This window comes from Paenibacillus sp. MMO-58 (genome assembly GCF_037146255.1).
Taxonomy (GTDB): domain Bacteria; phylum Bacillota; class Bacilli; order Paenibacillales; family Paenibacillaceae; genus Pristimantibacillus.
The window spans coordinates 771,923-792,798 of record NZ_JBBCVY010000001.1; the positions used below are offsets into that span (position 1 = coordinate 771,923).

Sequence of the window (20,876 nt, forward strand, 5' to 3'; positions counted from 1 at the left end):
TCCGCTCGATGAATCAGACTCAGGCCGGAAAACAAATTAACCTTCAACAGACAAAATCGGCTGGCTGGAAGCAGAGCACAGCAGTGCGAGTCCTGCTCTTATTTTTGTTTGTGCTGCTGTTTTATTTCAGTCTGGCTCCCCATCTGGTACCCGAAACTTACGATATTCAGGTGGAAGCCCCAAGCGACAAGGATATCGCAGCCCCGCATCAAATATTCGACAGCAAGGCTACGCTGGAAGCGCAGGAACAGGCAGCGAATAAAATCGATTCCATCTATTCCAATGTTGCTCTGCGCAACGAACAGCTGATCGATCAAATTTTTATTCGGATTGAGCAGCTGAATCTGGATGATCAGGTGACGGTACAGAACAAGGTTGAAATTTACCGGAATGAGATTCCCGGCAAATACGATGCGTTTGTCGATAATTTCGTCAAAATGAATATGGGCACGGGCAAGTACAACGACTCGCTGCTCGAAGAGATGTCGAAGGTAATCAAGGAGCAGGTATATACGATTCCGGAAGAGACGTTCTACAAGCTTCCGAATCTGACGCTGGATCAGCTGGAAGAGATGCGTTCCGTCGGACAGGATGTCGTACGCAAGCTGATGAGCGAGCAGCTTCGCGATGCGGAAACGGCGCGCACGAAGGTTGCGGAGCTGGTGAACGCAAGCTCGCTGACCAACCGCTCCAGCCGCGAAATTGTGCAGGAGCTGGCACGTTTTACGATTATGCCGAACCGGTTCCTCGATCAGCAGGCAACCGATGAAGCGAAAATTCTCGCGAAGCAGAATACGCCGCAGGTCGTCATCAAAGAAGGCGATCTCATCGTGAAAAAAGGCGAGATCATCACGCCCGAGATGTATGAGCTGCTGAAGGAATCCGAGCTTCTGCAGGACAAGCGCAATTATTGGCCGCAGCTTGGCCTGCTGCTCATGTCCGTGATGATCGTAGTTGGCCTGTATACATATATACACCAATATGGTAGCAGCGACACGACCAAGCCAAGCTACGGCAATACTCATTTGCTGATGCTCTGGCTCATTTATCTGATTAATATTATTACGATGCAGGTCATCTCCCTTACGCAGACCGATTCGGCGCCTTATGCCGGTTATTTGGCCCCGGCTGCGCTAGGCACAATGCTGATTACGCTGCTGCTTGATGTGCATTTGGCGCTTATCAGCTCTGTTTTGTTTGCGCTATGCGGAAGTATTATACTTAATACGCAAACCAGTCAAATTTTCGACTACCAATACGGGTTTGTTATTATCGTCGTATCCCTGGCTGCGATATTCTCGATTCACCGGGCAAGCCAGCGGTCTACCATCCTTAAGGCGGGCATTATGGTCAGCTTGTTCGGTTCGCTGGCTGTATTGTCGCTTATGTTCCTGAAGGAGCAGATGGAGCAGGGACCGCTCGTGTATTCCCTTGCTTTTGCCTTTGCAAGCGGACTATTAACGGCGATTCTTGTTATCGGGCTTATGCCATTCTTTGAAATTACGTTTGGTATATTGTCCGCGCTGAAGCTCGTAGAGCTGTCGAATCCGAATCATCCGCTGCTGCGCAAGCTGCTTACGGAGACGCCGGGTACTTACCATCACAGCGTAATGGTAGGCAATCTTGCCGAAGCCGCTGCCGAGTCTATCGGGGCAGACGGTCTACTGTGCCGCGTAGGTTCTTATTATCACGATATCGGCAAGACGAAACGGCCAAGCTATTTTATCGAGAATCAGACGAATATGGAAAACCCGCATGATACGATCGAACCCAAGTTAAGCAAGTCGATCATTGTCGCTCATGCGCGCGACGGCGTGGATATGCTGAAGGCGCAGAATATTCCTAAGCCAATCCGGGATATCGCGGAGCAGCATCATGGGACAACCTCCTTGAAATTCTTCTACTTCAAAGCGCTGAAACAAGCGGAGGAGCAGGGGCTAACCGTGAATTTCACGGAGGATGACTACCGTTATCCGGGTCCAAAAGCGCAATCGAAGGAAGCCGCGATCGTTGGTCTGGCCGATTGCGTGGAGGCGGCCGTACGCAGCCTGCGCAGCCCTACGGTCGAGCAGGTAGAAGCGATGATCCAGAAGATTATTAAAAGCCGCGTAGATGACAATCAATATAATGAGTGCGACCTGACCATGAAGGAGCTCGACAAAATCGCGCATTCTTTGAAAGAGAGCGTTATTGGTATATTCCACTCGCGGATTGAATACCCGGAAGATGTAAAACCAAAGGAGCGTTAACTAAGCATGAGCTTGCAATTAGACTGGAGCAACGAACAAGAAAAAATGGAGATTCCCGATCAATGGGTCGAGAGGCTGGAGCAGCTTTTACAGATTGCCGGCGAAATGGAAGGACTCACGGATGGCGAAGTGACGTTGACCTTTACCGACAACGAGCAGATTCACCAGCTTAACCGCGAATACCGCAATATCGACCGCCCTACGGATGTTTTGTCCTTCGCGATGCAGGATGACGGAACGGAAGAGCTCGATATTATTTTCGAGGTGGAGAGCGAGGATGAGATTGATCCGATCTCCGGCATGCTTGGCGATATCGTGATCTCGGTTGAGAAAGCGCAGGAGCAAAGCGAGGATTACGGTCATTCCCTGGAGCGGGAGATTGGCTTCCTCTTTGTACACGGATTCCTTCATTTGCTCGGTTATGACCATATGGACGACACGGGCGAAGCCGAAATGACGGCTAAACAGGAAGCCGTTCTTCAAAAGGCAGGTCTGTCGCGTTAATGCCGAAGTTTATCCGCAGCCTGTCTTTTGCTTGTTCAGGAATTGTCTTGGCTGTCCGGTCTCAGCGTCATATGAAGATTCATACGGCGGCAGCCGTTATCGTGTGCCTGTTAGGGGCGTTCCTGCCCCTGACCCGACTGGAATGGGCGGTGCTGCTGTTAACGATATCTGTTGTATTCACGCTGGAAATGGTGAACACGGCGATTGAAAAAACCGTTGACCTGGCTAGTCCCGGCATCCACCCGCTTGCGAAAGCGGCCAAGGATATTGCTGCCGGTGCCGTGCTGGTTGCGGCATGTTGTGCGATAATGATTGGGCTGCTCATTCTTGGGCCGCCCTTATGGCATTTTATATTGGATTAATACGAAGAATAGGAGTTGAGGCTCATGGCATTCGAAGGATTATCGGAGCAGTATTCGAAATTGCTTGAAGCAGCGAAGGAGGCCATGTCGCGGGCATACGTGCCTTACTCCAATTTTCGCGTAGGCGCCGCGCTTCTGGATGAAAGCGGCCATGTCCACTCCGGCTGCAATGTGGAGAATGCCGCGTACAGCCCTTGCAATTGCGCCGAGAGAACGGCGTTGTTCCGCGCAATCTCCGATGGCAAGCGGCCGGGAGAATTTCAGGTCATTGCCGTCGTGGGCGATACTGACGGACCAATAACCCCTTGCGGAGTATGCCGTCAGGTACTGGTTGAGCTGTGCAAGCCGGATATGCCGGTTGTTATGGGCAATCTGCGCGGCGACTGGAACATTATGACGGTTAGCGAGTTGCTGCCGGGTGCATTTACACCGGCTTCATTAGAGAAAGGAAGTTAACTATACACATGACTCAAACGAAATTCCGTTCCGGATTCGTGGCGATTATCGGTCGTCCGAATGTCGGCAAATCTACGCTTATGAATCATTTAATCGGGCAGAAAATTGCCATTATGTCGGACAAGCCGCAGACGACCCGGAATAAAATCCATGGCGTGTACACGACAGATACATCGCAGATCGTTTTCCTCGATACGCCCGGTATTCATAAACCTCAGTCCAAGCTTGGCGACTATATGATGAAAACAGCCGAAGGCGCCCTAAAAGAGGTTGAAGCCGTACTCTTCCTGATTGACGTTGCCGACGGACTAGGCGGCGGTGACCGATTTATCATCGAGCAGCTGAAAAAGGTGGATACGCCCGTATTCCTTGTAATGAACAAGATTGACAAGGTTCAGCCGGAGAAGCTTCTTGAAATTATCACCCAATACAAGGATCTGTATCCGTTTGCGGAAATTGTGCCGATCTCGGCGCTTCAAGGCAACAACGTCGAGACGCTGCTTGCGCAGATCCAGAAATATTTGCCGGAAGGACCGCAATATTATCCGGCTGATCAGGTAACCGACCATCCGGAGCAATTCGTCTGCGCGGAGCTTATCCGCGAGAAGATTTTGCATATGACCCGTGAAGAAATTCCGCATTCCATTGCTGTTGGCATCGAGGATATGAGAGTGCAGGAGAATGGCGTTGTTTATATCGGCGCGGTTATTTTCGTGGAGCGGGATTCCCAGAAGGGCATTATTATCGGGAAGAAGGGTGCTTTGCTGAAGGAAGTCGGCAAGCAGGCCCGCCGCGATATCGAAGCGCTGCTTGGATCGCGCACTTTCCTGGAGCTTTGGGTCAAGGTGAAGAAGGATTGGCGCAATCAGGAGCGCGTGTTGAAGGACTTCGGCTTCCGGCATGATTAAGCCGGATTTGACGAATTTTGTTAAGGATAGCATTCGGAAAAATGCCGTATCCTAATTACCGTCTGGGGCTTCATTTCCATGGCGGAAAGGGATGAATACGAATGCGAAATTTTTCGTGGAAGTATTTTACATTGACCGGTGATGTGGAGTCATACATGCTCTACAAGGAAATGGATCAACTTGGTCCAGAGAATCATCCTCAACATTTGCCGGGAGACAATGAGGAGCTTGCTGCTGAGTTCGAGGATTCGTCTGCCCTTTAATGGATTACCCTGCAGGCTGCCTTGAATCAAGCATGGGGGAGAAGGTAGTATGCTATATCGTGTGGAGGGCATTGTCATCCGCAGCATGGATTATGGGGAAGGCAACAAAATAATTACGCTGCTTACGAAAACAAACGGAAAGCTTGGCGTAATGGTGCGCGGCGCGAAGAAGATGAAGAGCAGGCATGCTTCTCTCGCGCAGCCATTTACATTCGGTGAGTTCGTATTTTTCAGGAATAAAGGTTTAGGCACGCTTAATGCTGGTGAGATTCTTGAATCTCACCATCTTTTACGTGAGAAGCTCGATTTGGCGGCTTACGCCTCTTATTTGGCAGAGCTGACGGACAAAATGCTCCAGGAAGACGAATCCGGTGCCATGTTGTTTGAACAGCTTAAGGCAGGGTTTGCCGCAATGGAGGAAGGCAAAGATCCGCAAATCGTATCGCATCTGTTCGAGATGCGCATATTAGAGGCTGCGGGTTATGCTCCGGAACTGGAAATTTGCGTCAATTGCAGCAGCGAGCAGGGACCGTTCCGGTTAAGTCCGTACGCTGGCGGCGTATTGTGCCCGAGATGCGCAAGGAACGATGCCCAGGCGATCCCGATTGGGGAAGGGGCTTACAAGCTTTTGCGGTTGTTCAGTCGTATGGACTTGAGGCGTCTTGGAGCTATTCAGGTGAAGCCGGAGACGAAAAAAGAACTGAAGAAGCTGATGCGGGAGCTTATGGACGTCCACATCGGCATTCCGCTGAAATCCAGAACATTTCTTGATCAAATGGACAAATATTCCTTCGAATAAACGGCGTGCTCGGTCCCCAGACTGAGCACGCCGTTTTTATTTTCCTGTATGATTAATCTTGTTCAATTGGGAGGAAATGGAGGTATCGACGCATGTCAGCACAGCAAAACAAATTGGGCTGGTCGTTGCGGGATTGCTGCTCGGCATATTGGTTGCGGCTATAGACAATACGATCGTCTCAACCGCTATGGCGACGATTGTCAGCGATCTTGGCGGACTGGACAAATTCGTTTGGGTTACCTCAGCTTATCTGGTGACAGAGATGGCAGGTATGCCGATCTTCGGGAAGCTGTCCGATATGTACGGACGGAAAAGGTTTTTTATATTGGGAATCAGCTTGTTTCTGATCGGTTCCATCTTGTGCGGTACAGCTGAATCGATTACGCAGCTCAGTATTTACCGAGCGATACAAGGGATCGGCGGCGGTGCGATGATGCCGATTGCCTTCACGATTGCGTTTGATATTTTTCCTCCGGAGAAGCGGGGAAAGATGGGCGGCTTATTTGGCGCCGTATTTGGAATGTCCAGTTTATTCGGACCGTTAGCCGGCGCTTATTTTACCGATCATATTAACTGGCGCTGGATATTCTACATCAATATTCCTCTGGGAGTTATTGCGCTGCTGTTTATCGTTTTATTCTATAAGGAATCGCTTGTCCATTCCAAACCCAAGATTGACTGGCTTGGAGCGGGGACTTTGTTGGTGCGATTGTCAGCCTGATGTTTGCCTTGGAGCTTGGCGGGAATAAGTATGCTTGGGATTCGGCGCAAATTCTCGGATTGTTCGGCGTATTTATTGCTTTGTTTCTACTTTTTCTCTATGCGGAGACCAAAGCGGCGGATCCAATTATCTCGTTCTCGATGTTCAGGCAGCGGCTGTTTGGGGCTAGCACAAGCGCGGGTTTGTTTTACGGAGCGGCTTTTATTACAGCCGCGTTGTATATCCCGATCTTCGTCCAAGGCGTGTTTGGCGGTACAGCCACTAATTCCGGACTAATGCTGCTTCCGATGACGCTGGGATCGGGTTCTCATTCTCGGTGCTTGGTATGTCGGCGATTCACGGGATGGAGATGCGCCAGCGCGGCTCGGCCAATTCCACGATGGCATTTGTCCGTTCCCTTGGGATGACGGTCGGAATTACGATTTTCGGAATCATTCAGAGAAACGATTTTGCAAGCCGGATGGCCGATTCATTCGGTGGCGGAGGCGGAGCAGCAGTACCTTCCGGGGATAATGCCAGACAAATGCTGGCGCCGGAGACGAGAGCTCAGATTCCGCAGGACGTTATGGACAAAATCGTCGGCATGCTCTCAAGTTCGATTTCCGTTACTTTTATGTGGTCGATCATTCCGGCCGTGCTTGCGCTTGTCAGTGTCTTGTTTATGGGGAAGGCCTCCATGAAGGATCTAATCGGTCATCCCGTAAAGACGGAATCGAGCGCTACGGAAGTGGCTGGGCATTAGTACCTAATAACTGGTTTGACAACGGCATTAAAAATGTTTAATATATTTGAATATGAATATGGACAGTGATGGAGAAAGTAGCAGTTGATGCCTTGAGCTAGCGATCCGGGGATAGTGGAAGCCCGGGCAGGCTAAACATGCGAAAAGGCACTCCGGAGTCAATTAACGAAAAGAGGATTTTCGCACGCTGCCGGAATGAGCAGCGACAAGCGGAAGTCAAGTAGGGTGGAACCGCGGGAGTCAGCTCTCGTCCCTACGTCTGGCAGCAGGCGTAGGGACGAGAGCTTTTTGTGTCCCGCCTTCGCCATACTCATTGATAAAGGAGCGGAAATTGTCATGAATTTTCAAAACATGATATTGACTCTGCAGCAGTTCTGGGCAGAGCAAAACTGTATTCTCGTACAGCCGTACGATGTCGAGAAGGGTGCGGGAACGATGAACCCGATGACCTTCCTCCGCACGATTGGCCCAGAGCCATGGAACGTAGCTTACGTCGAGCCTTCCCGCCGTCCTGCCGACGGCCGTTACGGCGAGAACCCGAACCGGTTGTACCAGCATCATCAATTCCAGGTTATCCTGAAGCCGTCCCCGGACAACATTCAGGAGTTGTATCTGGAAAGCTTGAAGCGTCTTGGAATCGATCCGAAGCATCACGATATCCGCTTTGTTGAAGACAACTGGGAATCGCCAACTCTGGGCGCATGGGGCCTTGGCTGGGAAGTGTGGCTGAACGGCATGGAAATTACCCAGTTTACGTATTTCCAGCAAGTCGGAGGCATCGACGCTAACCCGGTTGCGGTCGAAATTACGTACGGTATGGAGCGTCTGGCTTCGTACATTCAGGAAAAAGAGAATGTGTTTGATCTGGAATGGGTAGACGGCGTAACTTACGGTGACGTCTTCCTGCAGCCGGAATTCGAGCATTCGAAATATACGTTTGAAACTTCCGATTCCGCGATGTTGTTCCAGCTGTTCAACATGTATGAGGAAGAAGCGAAAAAAACGATGGAGCATAACCTCGTATTCCCGGCTTACGATTACGTGCTGAAATGCTCCCATACGTTTAACCTGCTGGACGCACGCGGCGCGATCAGCGTAACGGAACGTACGGGCTATATTATGCGCGTCCGTAATCTGGCGCGCGCTTGCGCAGCGACTTATCTCGAGGAGCGGGAACGTCTCGGCTTCCCTCTGCTGAAGAAAGGAGTGGAGAACAATGGCTAAGGATTTATTACTGGAGATCGGGCTTGAGGAAGTACCGGCGCGTTTTGTGCGCGGTGCCATGAACCAATTGAAGGAGAAGGCGGTCAAATGGTTCGACGATTCGCGTATTTCTTACGATTCGGTTGAAGTGTTTGCGACTCCTCGGCGTCTGGCCCTGTATGTAAAAGGCGTAGCCGAAAAACAGGAAGACGTAAACGAACAGGTTAAAGGTCCTTCGCGTAAAATCGCCCTTGACGATCAAGGCAACTGGAGCAAAGCGGCGCTTGGTTTCGCGCGCAGCCAAGGCGTTGATCCGGAACAATTCTTTTTCCAGGAGCTTGCCGGCGTTGAGTATGTGTATGCGAACAAAAGCAGCGTAGGCACGGAAACGGCTTCCGTATTGCCGGAAGGGCTGACAAACCTGATCACATCGATGTCCTTCCCGAAAAACATGCGCTGGGGCAGCTATGAACTGAAGTTCGTGCGTCCTATCAAATGGATTATCGCTTTGTTTGGCCAAGATATTATTCCGCTCGAAATCACGAACGTGAAGAGCGGCAACGTATCCCGCGGCCATCGCTTCCTTGGCGAAGAGACGGTTGTGGCATCTCCCGCGGATTATAAAGAGCGTCTGCGCGAGCAGCATGTCATTGTTGACGTTGAAGAACGCGAGCAGCTGATCGTGGCTCAAATCCAGGAGCTGGCCAAAGAGAAGAACTGGGAAATCGCGATTAAAGAAGATTTGCTCGAAGAGGTCTTATTCCTGGTCGAGTATCCGAACGTATTATATGGGACATTTGATCCTGCATTCCTCAATATCCCGCAAGAGGTTCTTATTACGTCGATGCGCGAGCATCAGCGCTACTTCCCGGTATTAAATGCGGAAGGCCAGCTGCAGCCATTCTTCGTAACGGTGCGTAACGGCGACCGGACTTCGATCGAGAACGTTGCGAAAGGCAACGAGAAGGTTCTTCGCGCCCGTCTTTCCGACGCGAAATTCTTCTACGAGGAAGATCAGAAGCTTGCGATTAACGATGCGCTTGCGAAGCTTGAAAATATCGTTTATCACGAAGAGCTGGGTACGGTTGCGGACAAGGTTAGAAGAATCCGCGCAACAACCGATCTGATTGCTGCAAAACTTGGTGTCGACACAGATACCGCTGCAGCTGCAAGCCGAGCGGCGGATATTTGCAAATTCGACCTGGTTACTCAGATGGTATACGAATTCCCAGAGCTGCAAGGCATTATGGGCGAAGATTATGCCCGCAAAGCAGGAGAAAGCGAAGCGGTAGCGAAAGCGATCAATGAGCATTATCAGCCTCGCTTTGCAGGCGACCGTGCGCCGGCATCTCTTGTAGGCGCTATTGTAAGCCTTGCCGACAAGATGGATACCATCGCGGGCTGTTTCTCGATCGGCATCATTCCGACAGGTTCGCAGGATCCTTATGCTCTGCGCCGCCAAGCATCGGGTATCGTCCAGATCATTCTGGCTCAAGGTCTCGATCTGGAGCTGACAGACCTGTTCGACGCAGCGCTCCAGGTGCATGAAGCACGCGGAATGAAACGCGGCGCGGACGAGATCCGTAAAGATTTGAACGACTTCTTTGCGCTTCGCGTGAAGAATGTTCTGTCGGAGCAAGCTAACCGTTATGACGTCGTTGATGCAGTTATGGCAACCGGCTTTAATGATTTGCGTATTACCGTTGAACGGGCGGCACTGATTAACGAACTGGCATCCGGCAATGAGCGCAGCGAGTTCAAGCTGACGATCGATGCCTTCAACCGGGTATGCAACCTGGCTTCCAAAGCGGAGTCGCGTGCAGTGGATCCGGCTCTGTTCGAAGTAGAGGCAGAAGGTGCTCTTTACGAGCAATGGCAAAAAGCCCATCCAGCGGTTGCAGCAGCTATCGCCGAGGGAGATATTGCTTCTGCGCTTGCTAATTTGTCTTCGCTTAAGCAGGCGATTAACGCATATTTCGATTCGGTTATGGTTATGGCCAAGGATGACGCTGTGCGCAGCAACCGTCTGGCAACTCTTTCGCTTATCGCGGACGACATTACGGCGATTGCCGACTTCTCGAAGCTGGTCTGGTAATTCAGGTTGCACTCGTCAATGTATCATTGTCGTCAATCCATAGAGGGAAGGGATGATGATTACGGCAGGTTCAGCTGAAGTGATTATTTACGTTGTATCCGACGCTGCGGGGGATACCGGAGAGCTCGTCGTAAGAGCTGCGGTCGCGCAGTTCCATCCGGTTCAGACGGACATTCGCCGCGCGCCGTTTGTCATGGATGTGCCCACTCTTGAGCGGTTTGTTGTGCAAGCCAAGCTGTCGGGCGCTATCGTTCTCTATACGCTTGTCATCCCGCATTTGCGGGAAGCGATGAAGAACCTGGCCAAGGAGCATCAAGTGGAAGCCATTGATCTGCTAGGATCGCTGATCGAAAGCCTGGAACGGCAGACCGGCCGTCATTCGCGTCAGGAGCCAGGTCTTAACCATGTTCTTGACGCGGATTACTTCCGCAAGGTGGATGCCGTCGAGTTTGCGGTGCGTTACGATGATGCCAAGGACCCTTCCGGCGTTCTTAAAGCGGATATCGTGCTGATCGGTGTATCGCGGACGTCGAAGACGCCGCTGTCCATGTATCTGGCGCATCAAAAATTCAAGGTAGCCAATATTCCGCTCGTTCCGGAAATTAAGCCACCCAAGGAACTGTTCAACGTCCCGGTCGAAAGAATTATCGGCCTGACGATTGGCGTTCCGTACTTGAATACGATCCGGAAGGAAAGGCTCAAGGCGCTTGGTTTGCCGAACAGCGCGTCGTATGCCGCGGAGGACCGGATCTTGAAGGAGCTTGAATACGCGGAAGCGATTATGAGACAAATCGGCTGCGTCGTTATCGACGTATCGCATCGCGCGGTAGAAGAAACAGCGAGTTTGATTATGGAGCATTTTCGCGGCGTTTAAGCCAAAATGCAGGATTTTTTTGAAGTATTGCCGTATATAATAGTACGGTAATTGAAATATACAACAATAAGCGGTGATGCGTGATGGAGCTTAATCAACCGACAGTCGTCGTTGACGGCGACGCTTGTCCCGTTAAGACCGAAATTGCTCGGACCGCACGCAGCTTCCGCGTCCCGGTTGTCATGGTATCTTCCTATGACCATCGGCTTGAGCCGCAGGAAGGTGTTTCGGTTGTGCAGGTCGACCGGAGCAGCCAATCGGTCGACTTGTATATCGTCAATCATATAGCCAAAGGCGATATCGTGATTACGCAGGATTTTGGTCTGGCATGTATTGCAATCGGAAAAGGGGCGGTCGTCTTGTCTCCGCGCGGCGAGCAGTATTCGGACGAGAACATCGATTATTTGATGGAGCGGCGTCATGAATCTGCGAAAAGAAGGCGTGCCGGGGGTAAAACGAAAGGCCCAAAAGCAATGAATCATGAGGATCGGGAGCGTTTTCAACAAAAGTTGACAAAAGTTTTATCAAACTTGCAGGAGAAACATGACATTTAGCGAATATTATTTACGTGTCATTAGGATGAAGGTGATGGATAATGACCTACGGTAAAATACCGGATGACGTTATTGAGGCGGTACGCCGTCATCATGACATCGTAGATACGGTGAGCAAATACGTTCATCTCTCTAAGAACGGCAAGTATATGAAAGGGCTTTGTCCCTTCCACTCGGAGAAGACGCCTTCCTTCACCGTGACGCCGGAGCTGCAGATTTTTCACTGCTACGGCTGCGGCAAGACAGGCAACGTTATCCGGTTCGTGGAAGAGATTGAAAGCTATACCTTTCCAGAAGCGGTCCGAGTGCTTGCCGAAGAGGCAGGCATCCCTGTTACCTGGGCTAATCCGGACGGCTCTAAGCCAACGGCAGCCGATACGGAACGCAGCGCTGTTCTTGAAGCGCACGAGCTGACTGCTAAGTTGTACAACTATTTGTTGAATAATACGCAGCATGGCCGTGCCGCTAAAGACTATTTGCGCGATCGCGGGCTCGGCGACAAACTGATCAATCATTTTATGATCGGTTACGCGCCGGAACAGTGGGATACGCTAAGCCGGTTCTTAACAGCCAGAAATTTCGATTCCTCCTTAATGGAAAAAGGCGGGCTGCTATCCGCGAAATCAGACGGAAGCGGATATGTGGACCGGTTTCGGGGACGAATTATGTTTCCGATTTGGGATCGGGACGGCAAAGTAACGGCGTTTGCGGGACGAATAATCGGTGAAGGCCAGCCGAAATATTTGAATTCACCGGAGACGATGTTGTTTACGAAAAGCCGCACGATTTACAATCTGCATCATGCGCGACCTGCCATCCGCAAGAGCAAGCAAGTTGTTTTATTCGAAGGGTATATGGATGTTATTAAATCTTGGAGTGCGGGCGTAAAGAACGGGATTGCCACAATGGGAACGGCCTTGACGGAAGAGCATTGCAGCATTCTTGCAAGGCAGGCTGAAGAAATTGTGATCTGTTACGACGGTGATGACGCCGGACAAGCTGCCGCCATGAAGTCAATTCCGATGCTCGAAGGAGCAGGTCTTAGAGTGATGGTGGCCATGCTTCCGAAAGGAAAGGATCCGGATGAATATATTACCGAATACGGTCCGGATGATTATCTTCGGGAGGTCATTGATCAGCCTGTCACAACTACAAAATTTAAGCTTATATATTCAAGAAAAAACCATATACTGCTAAAAGAAGAAGGTCGGAAAAATTACTTGCTTGAAGCCGCCGGAATTGTGGCAGAGCTTGATTCGGCTATTGAACGCGAGGTTTACCTGCAGGAGCTTTCGCGCGAATTTAATTTCCCATTAGAGGTATTAAAGCAGGATTGTCACCTTAAGCATCAAGAATTGCAAAAAAAGAAACCCGGAAGGGATAATAACGACAATTCGTGGAATAATGGTAGGAATGAAAATCGCCGAAGATCGGGGCCTCCCGTGCTAATGCCTGCCTATACGTATGTAGAGCGGAGGCTGCTTCATGTGATGATGCGCGACAGGGATGTGGCGCAAACCGTACATGAAAAGCTGGGAGACGCGTTCAATATTGAGGATCACGCAGCGCTTGCTGCTTATTTATACGCTTTTTATGCGCAGGGCTATGATCCGGATGCCGGGAGGTTTATTGCCTCGCTCCAAGACGAACGTCTGGAGAGAACGGCTGCAGCCATTCTGATGATGGACGGAGATTTTCCTTTTGACGATGCAATTTTGGAAGCCGATATTCAGGACATTATCAAAGTACCTAGGTTCCGGGAGATCGACCGAAAAAAAGAGGAAATGATGCAGGCGGAACGCGCCGGAGATCATCTGCTCGCCGCGCAAATGTTAAGTGAGATTATAACCCTAGAGAGACAGCTAAAAGGAACGACTTGACGATCGGTTCTAGGGAGGAGGGAGTCGGAATATGGCGAATGATCAGCATACTGAACTAGATGCCGAACAAAAATTGGATTTAGTGAAGGAACAATTGATTGAACAGGGGAAGAAAAGAGCCTCCTTAACTTATAAAGAGATAATGGAGAAATTATCGCCGTTTGATCAGGATCCGGAGCAAATCGATGAGTTTTTCGAACAGCTTGACGATTTAGGAATTGAGGTATTGAACGAGAGGGACGAGGATCGCGACCCGCTTAACCGCGGAGAAGATTCGGAACGCGAAAGTGATGATTTTAACTTCGACGATGACCTGGCTCTTCCTCCAGGGATCAAAATTAATGACCCTGTACGCATGTATTTGAAGGAAATCGGCCGTGTTCCGCTCCTGTCGGCGGATGATGAAATCGAACTGGCAAGACGGATCGAGAACGGGGATGAGGAAGCGAAGCGCAGACTTGCGGAAGCTAACCTTCGTCTCGTTGTCAGTATCGCGAAACGCTACGTCGGCCGCGGCATGCTTTTCCTTGATTTAATTCAGGAAGGCAACATGGGTCTGATTAAAGCGGTAGAGAAGTTTGATCATCAAAAAGGCTTTAAGTTCAGTACGTACGCAACCTGGTGGATTCGCCAAGCGATTACGCGCGCCATTGCGGACCAAGCGCGTACCATTCGGATTCCGGTTCATATGGTCGAAACGATCAACAAGCTGATCCGGGTTTCGAGACAGCTCCTTCAAGAGCTCGGGCGCGAACCGACCCCTGAAGAAATCGCTGCGGAGATGGAACTCAGTACCGATAAAGTAAGGGAAATTATGAAGATTGCTCAAGAACCGGTATCGCTCGAAACACCGATCGGTGAAGAAGACGATTCGCATCTTGGCGATTTTATAGAGGATCAGGAAGCACTTGCACCTGCGGACGCGGCGGCTTACGAGCTGCTTAAGGAGCAGTTGGAAGATGTACTTGATACATTGACAGAGCGTGAGGAAAATGTACTCCGTCTGCGTTTTGGCCTTGACGATGGCCGTACTCGCACCCTCGAAGAGGTTGGCAAAGTATTCGGCGTAACCCGTGAACGGATTCGTCAGATCGAAGCGAAAGCACTCCGCAAGCTCCGTCACCCAAGCCGCAGCAAACGGCTTAAAGATTTCCTAGAATAAGATAGCATTAACCGATAAGGACCTTTCTGCTCTTGCAGCAAGGTCTTTTTTTCCAATTGAACCTATCGTCATTCTACCTGAGAGGATAACATAAGGCATATGAATGAAGAGCGACGCCAGATTATCGTCAGAGAAATTGAGCACTGGAGCAGGAGCAAATTGCTGCCCGATCAATATTGTGATTTTCTGCTTAACTTGTATATGGATCATGATCAGGAAGTAAGGCGTGAATCCAATCATTCGATAGCCAAGGCGGTAATGGCCGTTCAACAGGCTTCAGGTAAGCATTGGCTCCTTACATTTGGTTTTTTTACCTTTATTTCCTTTGTTGTGCTTTATTTTAACGTTTTTCACCCTCTATTGCAAATTGGGGTTTCGGCTGTTGGCGTCATTGGTCTTCTGTGGTTTGGCGCCCGTTTGAGAAGGCGTCATGAGTCAGCCGGGCTTGCTGTTACCGGTGCCGGCATGCTGTTGATGCTTGGTGCCGGCCTATACATATTGGATCTGCACGAGATGACGGAATGGGGTTGGCAGGCGGGGATGCTTGGTTTTTGCGCGCTGTTCTGGGGGGTGTACGGAATTGCGTCAAGAATCCAGCTGCTGCATCTTTGCGGCTGGCTTGCGGGAATAATGGTATATGCATGGCTGCTGGCCAAGTTTACGAGCGCGCCGGAGTGGTATGAATCGCAGCTGTATTGGATGCCGCTCTCGGTTCTGTTCGGTTGGGGAAGCTGGTTTGTCCACCGCTGGTCCAAGCAGGCAGCGATGGTTTTATTCGCGGCATGCGCGATTTTGTGGTTTATGCCGGAGTTATACGAAATGATTGTATGGAAGGAACCGGTTATGCTGCAGCTGCAGCTTCAATTGCTCTTGAAGATTGCGGCGGGCGGCGGGCTGTTGTTCTTTATGCGAAAACAATGGATGGTGTGGGTTGCTTAATGTTGAAATTATCGAGACGTCTGCAAAGGATTGCAGACTTTGTAACGCCAGGCTCGCGTGTAGCGGATATCGGTTCGGATCACGCGCTGCTTCCGGTTTATTTGATTCAATCTGGCCGAGTACCGTCTGCCATTGCAGGCGAGCTGAATCCCGGTCCTTTTGAAGCAGCGCGTAAGCAAGCCGCGGACGCGGGCCTTACCGGCAAGCTGGAGGTCCGTCGCGGGGACGGGTTATCCGTCCTGCAGCCGGGGGAAACCGATACGGTAACTATTGCGGGCATGGGCGGAAGCTTAATGAGCAGCATTTTGGAAGAAGGTTATTTAGCCGGAAAGCTGGATGGGGTAAAAGAACTGATTCTCCAGCCAAATGTCGGCGAAGAATTTGTGCGAAGCTGGTTATTGAAGCGCGGTTGGTTCCTTGCGGAAGAGTCCATTCTTGAAGAAGACGATAAAATTTACGAAGTGCTGCATGCCTTCAAATATGATGAAGCCGAATGGAAGAAGCGGAATGCGGAAGTGTACGATCCCTCTTTCCTTGGACTACCCACTTATCAAGAGAACGGTGCTGCGATTCTGGAAAAGATGGGGCCGCATCTGCTTCGCGCGCCGCAGGAGGTCTTTTTCAAAAAGTGGCGTCTTGAGCTCGATAAGCTTGGCAAGATTGTAGCTCAGATGTCCCAATCCGATCTCGAGCAGGCGGAACAGAAAAAGCAGCAATTCCGTAATGAAATGAATGTTATCGAGGAGGTGCTTCAATGTTTGCAAACGGGCAGACCGTCGTCCAAATAATGGAGCAGCTTGTGCCAAAGCATTATGCGGTTGAGAATGACAAAATCGGACTGCAGCTTGGGACGTTGAACAAGGAGATCCGGAAAATCGTTGTAGCTCTGGATGTGACGGATGAAGTTGTCGATGAGGCCATCGCCGCTGGTGCGGAGCTTATTATTGCTCATCATGCCATTATCTACCGACCTTTGGCGAAGCTGGATACTTCAACTCCGGCAGGCAGGCTGTATGAGAAGCTGATCAAGAATGATGTCGCGGTCTACATCTCTCATACCAATCTGGATGTGGCCGACGGCGGCATTAACGACTGGATGGCCGATCTGGTTGGGATTAAGGCGGAAGGCCGCCAATGTCTCGAAGAGGTGCATACGGATAAGCTTTATAAGCTGGTTGTTTTTGTTCCTGAGGAGCAGCATGAAAAGGTGCTTCAAGCCATGTTCCAGGCGGGAGCGGGCCATATCGGAGATTACAGCCACTGCAGCTTTAATATCGAAGGAACGGGAACGTTCCTTCCTGGAGATGGTACGAATCCGTTTATCGGCAAGCAGGGGCAATTGGAAAAAGCGAAGGAAATCCGCATTGAAACGATTGTTCCGCATAGCGTTCACCGCAAGGTCGTCCAAGCCATGCTGAAGGCGCATCCTTACGAGGAAGTGGCCTATGATTTGTATTCGGTTGATCTGAAGGGCAGATCCTTTGGTCTTGGCCGCAGCGGAAAGCTGGAGCAGCCTGTCACTCTTGGCGAACTGGTCGAAAAGGTAAAGGAAGTATTCGAAGTACCTTATGTTCGTCTGGTTGGCGACCCTAACCGTATCATTAAGAAAGCTGCCGTATTAGGCGGCTCTGGCGGGCGTTACACCCGTCATGCGCAATTTGCCGGTGCGGATGTGCTTATCACGGGGGATGTCGATTATCATACCGCTCATGACGCGCTTGCGGACGGTCTTTCCATTATTGATCCGGGTCATAATGTTGAGAAAATCATGAAGAATCGTGTAGCCGACTGGCTGAATCAACAGCTTGCGGAACGCAAATACGAGACAAAAGCTGTTCATTCCTCCATTAATACGGAGCCTTTCCGGTTCATGTAGCATTTGGAACGATAAAACAGGTTGAGGTTTTGTAAAATACCCTGTATACTTATTCGTGCATCGGAAAGTTTGACAGACAATCGCTGGCGGCCTTGTTGCCGCGAGAGGAAAGTCCGGGCTCCACAGGGCAGGGTGCTGGATAACGTCCAGTCAGCGCGAGCTGAAGGATAGTGCCACAGAAATGGACCGCCGATGGCTGGTTTACGCCGGCACAGGCAAGGGTGGAACCGTGGTGTAAGAGACCACGAGGAGTATGGGTGACTATATTCCTGGTAAACCCCACTTGGAGCAAGACCGAGAGAACGTAGCAGCCTAGAGCTGCAGCCTTAGCCCGAGGCTCGTTCGGGTTGGTTGCTTGAGCTGTTCAGCAATGAATGGCCTAGATAGATGATTGTCGCTTCTTCGTGGGAGGGTCGTTCCCGTTAATACCACCTGAAGTACAGAACCCGGCTTACGGCAAACTTTCCGCAACGGACAACAAATTACGCCTCCTGGCATTCGCCGGGAGGCTTTTTTGTTGCTTGTTGCGGAAAGTTCAGGTGGTTGGGCTGTTGGGTCGTCGGGGCTGGAGTATCTCTTTAGACCGCTGTTGTCTGTCCTTTTCCTTTAACAAGTTTGACCGAGGTGGCAAAGGACAGACAAAGGCGGATGCTTCGCTTCTCAAGAGATACCCCTATCCCTCCTCAATACCAACCACTTTCCTGTACGACAACAAAAAAGATCCCTCGGCTTATGCCAAGGGATCTTTTTTGTTTAGCTCAAACCGAGGGTTGCCTCGCAAGGCTTTGCTGCTCGGTGCAGCAAGCAATATTGGCGGGCTCAGCTGAGTTGCACGAAATGCAGGATATTTTGGGGTTTGTAGCAAGAGAGGGAGATACATTGCAGAAAATACAGGATATCTCACTGGGAAAGCGTTAGAAAAGCATATTTGGCGAAATATACTGCATTTCATACAATATAAGTCCGATTACATGCTAAAAAAGGCTTAATACACTGTATTTCGTGCAAGGTGAGCAATTTTGCGGGTCACCTCAAAAGAAAAGCATCCTCAGCGAAATGCCTGAGGATGCTTTCCTTGTTTTTAATAATTGAACGGCGGGAGTCGAGGGTAAGGACAAGTATGTTCTGGAGGAGTTTACGTCCGCCTTTTTGAGCCCATTTCAACCTTTAAAAATTCAAATCAAGAAATGGGCGAAAACAGCGGCTGGAAGAACATACTGTCCGTCCCGAGCGATCAGCAGAGTTGAACTCCATACTGTCCGTCCCGAGCGTCAGCGGTGTTCAATGTCCCGAGCGATCAACCGTACTTAGCTTTCCGAGTTATACCGCCGTCTAATCGCTTCAAGGCGACGTTCGGTTTGACTGGGGAAGTTCTGCAGGGCAGTGGTGTAGTTCGAAGCTGCCATCAGAGCTTTGTCGACATCGATCAAACCGTAGCCGTAATAGTTGTCTTTACCCTTGTCGCCGAGGTCAATGGCGGATTTACGCATTATGTCCATAACCTCTTCATTGTTGAGGTCAGGGTTGATCGAGCGAATCAAACCAGCTAATGCCGCGACATGCGGGCTCGCCATTGAGGTGCCAGACAAGGCCGCATATTGGCTGCCTGGATAGGTGCTGGCGATGCTGTCGCCAGGTGCGGCAACGTCAATGTAATCGCCGTAGTTCGAGAACGAAGCTTTGTTTTTCGACGCGTCCGTTGCGGCAACCGCAAAAACTTCCGGATACGCGGCTGGGTAACCAGGGCGATCGGTATTGTCATTGCCGCTGGCTGCAACCAACACGACGTCATGATCATAAGCATACTTAATCGCATCGTGCAGGAACTCGGCTTGCGCATAGTTGCCAAGACTCATGTTGATGACTTTGGCGCCATGGTCGGTCGCCCAGATAATCCCTTGCGCAACCGAGTAGGTCGAGCCCGCACCGGTGCTGTCGAGCACTTTGACCGGCATAATTTTGTTATACCAGGAGATGCCCGCAACGCCTTCCCCATTGTTCACGGTAGCTCCGATAATGCCGGCCACATGGGTACCGTGACCAACATCGTCATTTGGAGCGGCATTCGGATCCACGATGTTGGTTCCCTCTAACAGCCTTCCCTTCAAATCAGGGTGATCGGCTTGGACACCAGTGTCCATAGTCGCAACGATTACTTTGTCATTCCCTTTTGATAAGCCCCAACCTTTTTCGGTTTCAATGGAAGGCAGATTCCATTGGTATTGGGAATACAGGGCATCGTTAGGAGTAATAATGTCGGCAGTGTTACCCGCCGTTTCGTTCGTCAGATACAGATAGTGAGGCTCCACGTATTCGGTTTTCCATGACTTTTGGAAATAATGAACCATTTTATCGGCATCCATGTTCTTGGAACGGAATACATAGGTGTCGCCAATGCGCTGAATTTTCTCGGCATTGATTTTTTGCTTGATTTGTTCTAATTGCTTGTTTGTCAGCTTATCTTGGAAATGAACAACCACATCCTTGACGTGATAATGGCTGGCATTGCCGTTGTCTTCGCCATCCCGTACTGTCGTTTCGCGGTTCGTGTTAGGTTCTACAGATTCAATTCGGTAGTTGCCCTCGGCTGGATAAGGTACAAGCCGTAAATTCCGTTTCTGATGGCGCTCGACCTGCATAACGATATCCTGATTGATGACGCCTACGACACCAATGCCGTTATTTTTGCCGCTTGGCACCCCAAGCACCATGTACCGGCTGCCGGTTTCACTCATAAACGGCTTGGAGTGATAAGGCTGGCTGGCTTTTATCTTAGCCTTGGCTTCTTCAACATATTGCGATGCTGCTTTGTCCGGGAGCGCGCCGCGTTCTACGCTTCGATTTCCATTAATCCAGCTGATGTAGACCATATGCTTATGCATGTTCATCATATGGGCTACTTTGTCCGACTGCGCCTTCATTGCACCCGTTTTGATGTCGCTGTTCATCAGCTTGCGGAATTCCTTGCTGCATTCCGTTGTGCAGAGCAGAGCGGTAGCGTCCATATCCTTGTTCAAGGTTTTGACTTTAAGTGTTTTTTCCTGATGCGCTGAAAAATTTCTTACTTCGGATTCAGGAGCTTTCCGGTCATTAAAAATATATCGCGTACCGGGTACAACAATGGCTACCAGTGCTATAATGGCACAAAGACCAACCCATTTTCTCGCATTCATTGTTTCTTTCGTCCCTTCATCGCTTTGCCAGCTTAGTTGCAACGCTAATGGATAGGTTGCGCATCGCATGGCCCAAAATATGCGCCGAACAATGTCTGAACCGCCAGTACCAAACG

At 50.3% G+C, this 20,876-nt stretch carries 17 protein-coding genes, 1 other RNA gene and 1 pseudogene; 18 read left to right on the top strand and 1 reads right to left on the bottom strand.

Translation table 11 applies throughout. The features are described 5' to 3' along the window. Positions 1 to 8: 8 nt before the first annotated feature. The 18 genes and pseudogenes from WFJ73_RS03435 to rnpB all read left to right on the top strand — a co-directional run bounded on the left by WFJ73_RS03435 (position 9) and on the right by rnpB (position 18,056). Positions 9 to 2,249, top strand: a complete 2,241-nt coding sequence (locus WFJ73_RS03435; RefSeq protein WP_336771718.1) for an HD family phosphohydrolase — start codon at positions 9 to 11, stop codon at positions 2,247 to 2,249. A 6-nt stretch (positions 2,250 to 2,255) separates the two neighbouring features. Then, complete coding sequence (gene ybeY, locus WFJ73_RS03440; RefSeq protein WP_336771719.1) at positions 2,256 to 2,753, top strand: rRNA maturation RNase YbeY; 498 nt, start codon at positions 2,256 to 2,258, stop codon at positions 2,751 to 2,753. Next, positions 2,753 to 3,115, top strand: a complete 363-nt coding sequence (locus WFJ73_RS03445; protein WP_336771720.1) for a diacylglycerol kinase family protein — start codon at positions 2,753 to 2,755, stop codon at positions 3,113 to 3,115. The genes ybeY and WFJ73_RS03445 overlap by 1 nt, the downstream gene beginning before the upstream one ends. Before the next feature lie 24 nt (positions 3,116 to 3,139). Then, positions 3,140 to 3,571 (top strand): cytidine deaminase, encoded by a 432-nt coding sequence (gene cdd, locus WFJ73_RS03450; RefSeq protein ID WP_336771721.1) that lies wholly within the window; start codon positions 3,140 to 3,142, stop codon positions 3,569 to 3,571. 8 nt (positions 3,572 to 3,579) lie between these two features. Continuing rightward, positions 3,580 to 4,479, top strand: coding sequence for a GTPase Era (era, locus tag WFJ73_RS03455; RefSeq protein WP_248756263.1), 900 nt, complete (start codon positions 3,580 to 3,582; stop codon positions 4,477 to 4,479). 101 nt (positions 4,480 to 4,580) lie between these two features. After that, positions 4,581 to 4,742, top strand: a complete 162-nt coding sequence (locus WFJ73_RS03460; protein ID WP_091188858.1) for a YqzL family protein — start codon at positions 4,581 to 4,583, stop codon at positions 4,740 to 4,742. A gap of 49 nt (positions 4,743 to 4,791) precedes the next feature. After that, a complete protein-coding gene (gene recO / locus WFJ73_RS03465) occupies positions 4,792 to 5,541 on the top strand; it encodes a DNA repair protein RecO (RefSeq protein ID WP_336771722.1) in 750 nt (249 codons plus the stop codon). A 76-nt stretch (positions 5,542 to 5,617) separates the two neighbouring features. After that, positions 5,618 to 7,004 (top strand): annotated as a pseudogene (locus WFJ73_RS03470) (MFS transporter). Between the two features lie 336 nt (positions 7,005 to 7,340). Continuing rightward, the gene (gene glyQ / locus WFJ73_RS03475; RefSeq protein WP_127496388.1) at positions 7,341 to 8,228 is read left to right on the top strand and encodes a glycine--tRNA ligase subunit alpha; all 888 of its coding nucleotides are present in this window, start codon (positions 7,341 to 7,343) and stop codon (positions 8,226 to 8,228) included. Next, entirely contained in the window at positions 8,221 to 10,302 is a 2,082-nt protein-coding gene (glyS, locus tag WFJ73_RS03480; protein WP_336771723.1) for a glycine--tRNA ligase subunit beta, read from the top strand. Before glyQ ends, glyS begins: the two co-directional genes overlap by 8 nt. A 55-nt stretch (positions 10,303 to 10,357) precedes the next feature. Next, on the top strand, positions 10,358 to 11,176 hold the full coding sequence (locus WFJ73_RS03485; protein ID WP_336772122.1) for a pyruvate, water dikinase regulatory protein: 819 nt from the start codon (positions 10,358 to 10,360) through the stop codon (positions 11,174 to 11,176). 83 nt (positions 11,177 to 11,259) lie between these two features. Then, positions 11,260 to 11,730, top strand: coding sequence for a YaiI/YqxD family protein (locus WFJ73_RS03490; RefSeq protein ID WP_127496385.1), 471 nt, complete (start codon positions 11,260 to 11,262; stop codon positions 11,728 to 11,730). Between the two features lie 41 nt (positions 11,731 to 11,771). After that, positions 11,772 to 13,610: a DNA primase gene (gene dnaG, locus WFJ73_RS03495; RefSeq protein ID WP_336771724.1), complete on the top strand. Its 1,839-nt coding sequence runs from the start codon at positions 11,772 to 11,774 to the stop codon at positions 13,608 to 13,610. Between the two features lie 31 nt (positions 13,611 to 13,641). Continuing rightward, positions 13,642 to 14,772, top strand: a complete 1,131-nt coding sequence (rpoD, locus tag WFJ73_RS03500; RefSeq protein ID WP_015843844.1) for an RNA polymerase sigma factor RpoD — start codon at positions 13,642 to 13,644, stop codon at positions 14,770 to 14,772. A gap of 99 nt (positions 14,773 to 14,871) precedes the next feature. Further along, entirely contained in the window at positions 14,872 to 15,711 is an 840-nt protein-coding gene (locus tag WFJ73_RS03505; RefSeq protein ID WP_336771725.1) for a hypothetical protein, read from the top strand. Further along, positions 15,711 to 16,499 (top strand): tRNA (adenine(22)-N(1))-methyltransferase, encoded by a 789-nt coding sequence (locus WFJ73_RS03510; protein ID WP_336771726.1) that lies wholly within the window; start codon positions 15,711 to 15,713, stop codon positions 16,497 to 16,499. The genes WFJ73_RS03505 and WFJ73_RS03510 overlap by 1 nt, the downstream gene beginning before the upstream one ends. Beyond that, complete coding sequence (locus WFJ73_RS03515) at positions 16,466 to 17,587, top strand: Nif3-like dinuclear metal center hexameric protein (RefSeq protein ID WP_336771727.1); 1,122 nt, start codon at positions 16,466 to 16,468, stop codon at positions 17,585 to 17,587. The genes WFJ73_RS03510 and WFJ73_RS03515 overlap by 34 nt, the downstream gene beginning before the upstream one ends. Before the next feature lie 64 nt (positions 17,588 to 17,651). Continuing rightward, positions 17,652 to 18,056, top strand: an RNA gene (gene rnpB / locus WFJ73_RS03520) — RNase P RNA component class A. An 838-nt stretch (positions 18,057 to 18,894) separates the two neighbouring features. On the opposite strand, the gene WFJ73_RS03525 is transcribed toward rnpB, so the two are convergent. Next, on the bottom strand, positions 18,895 to 20,760 hold the full coding sequence (locus tag WFJ73_RS03525) for a S8 family peptidase (protein WP_336771728.1): 1,866 nt from the start codon (positions 20,758 to 20,760) through the stop codon (positions 18,895 to 18,897). Positions 20,761 to 20,876: the final 116 nt, after the last annotated feature.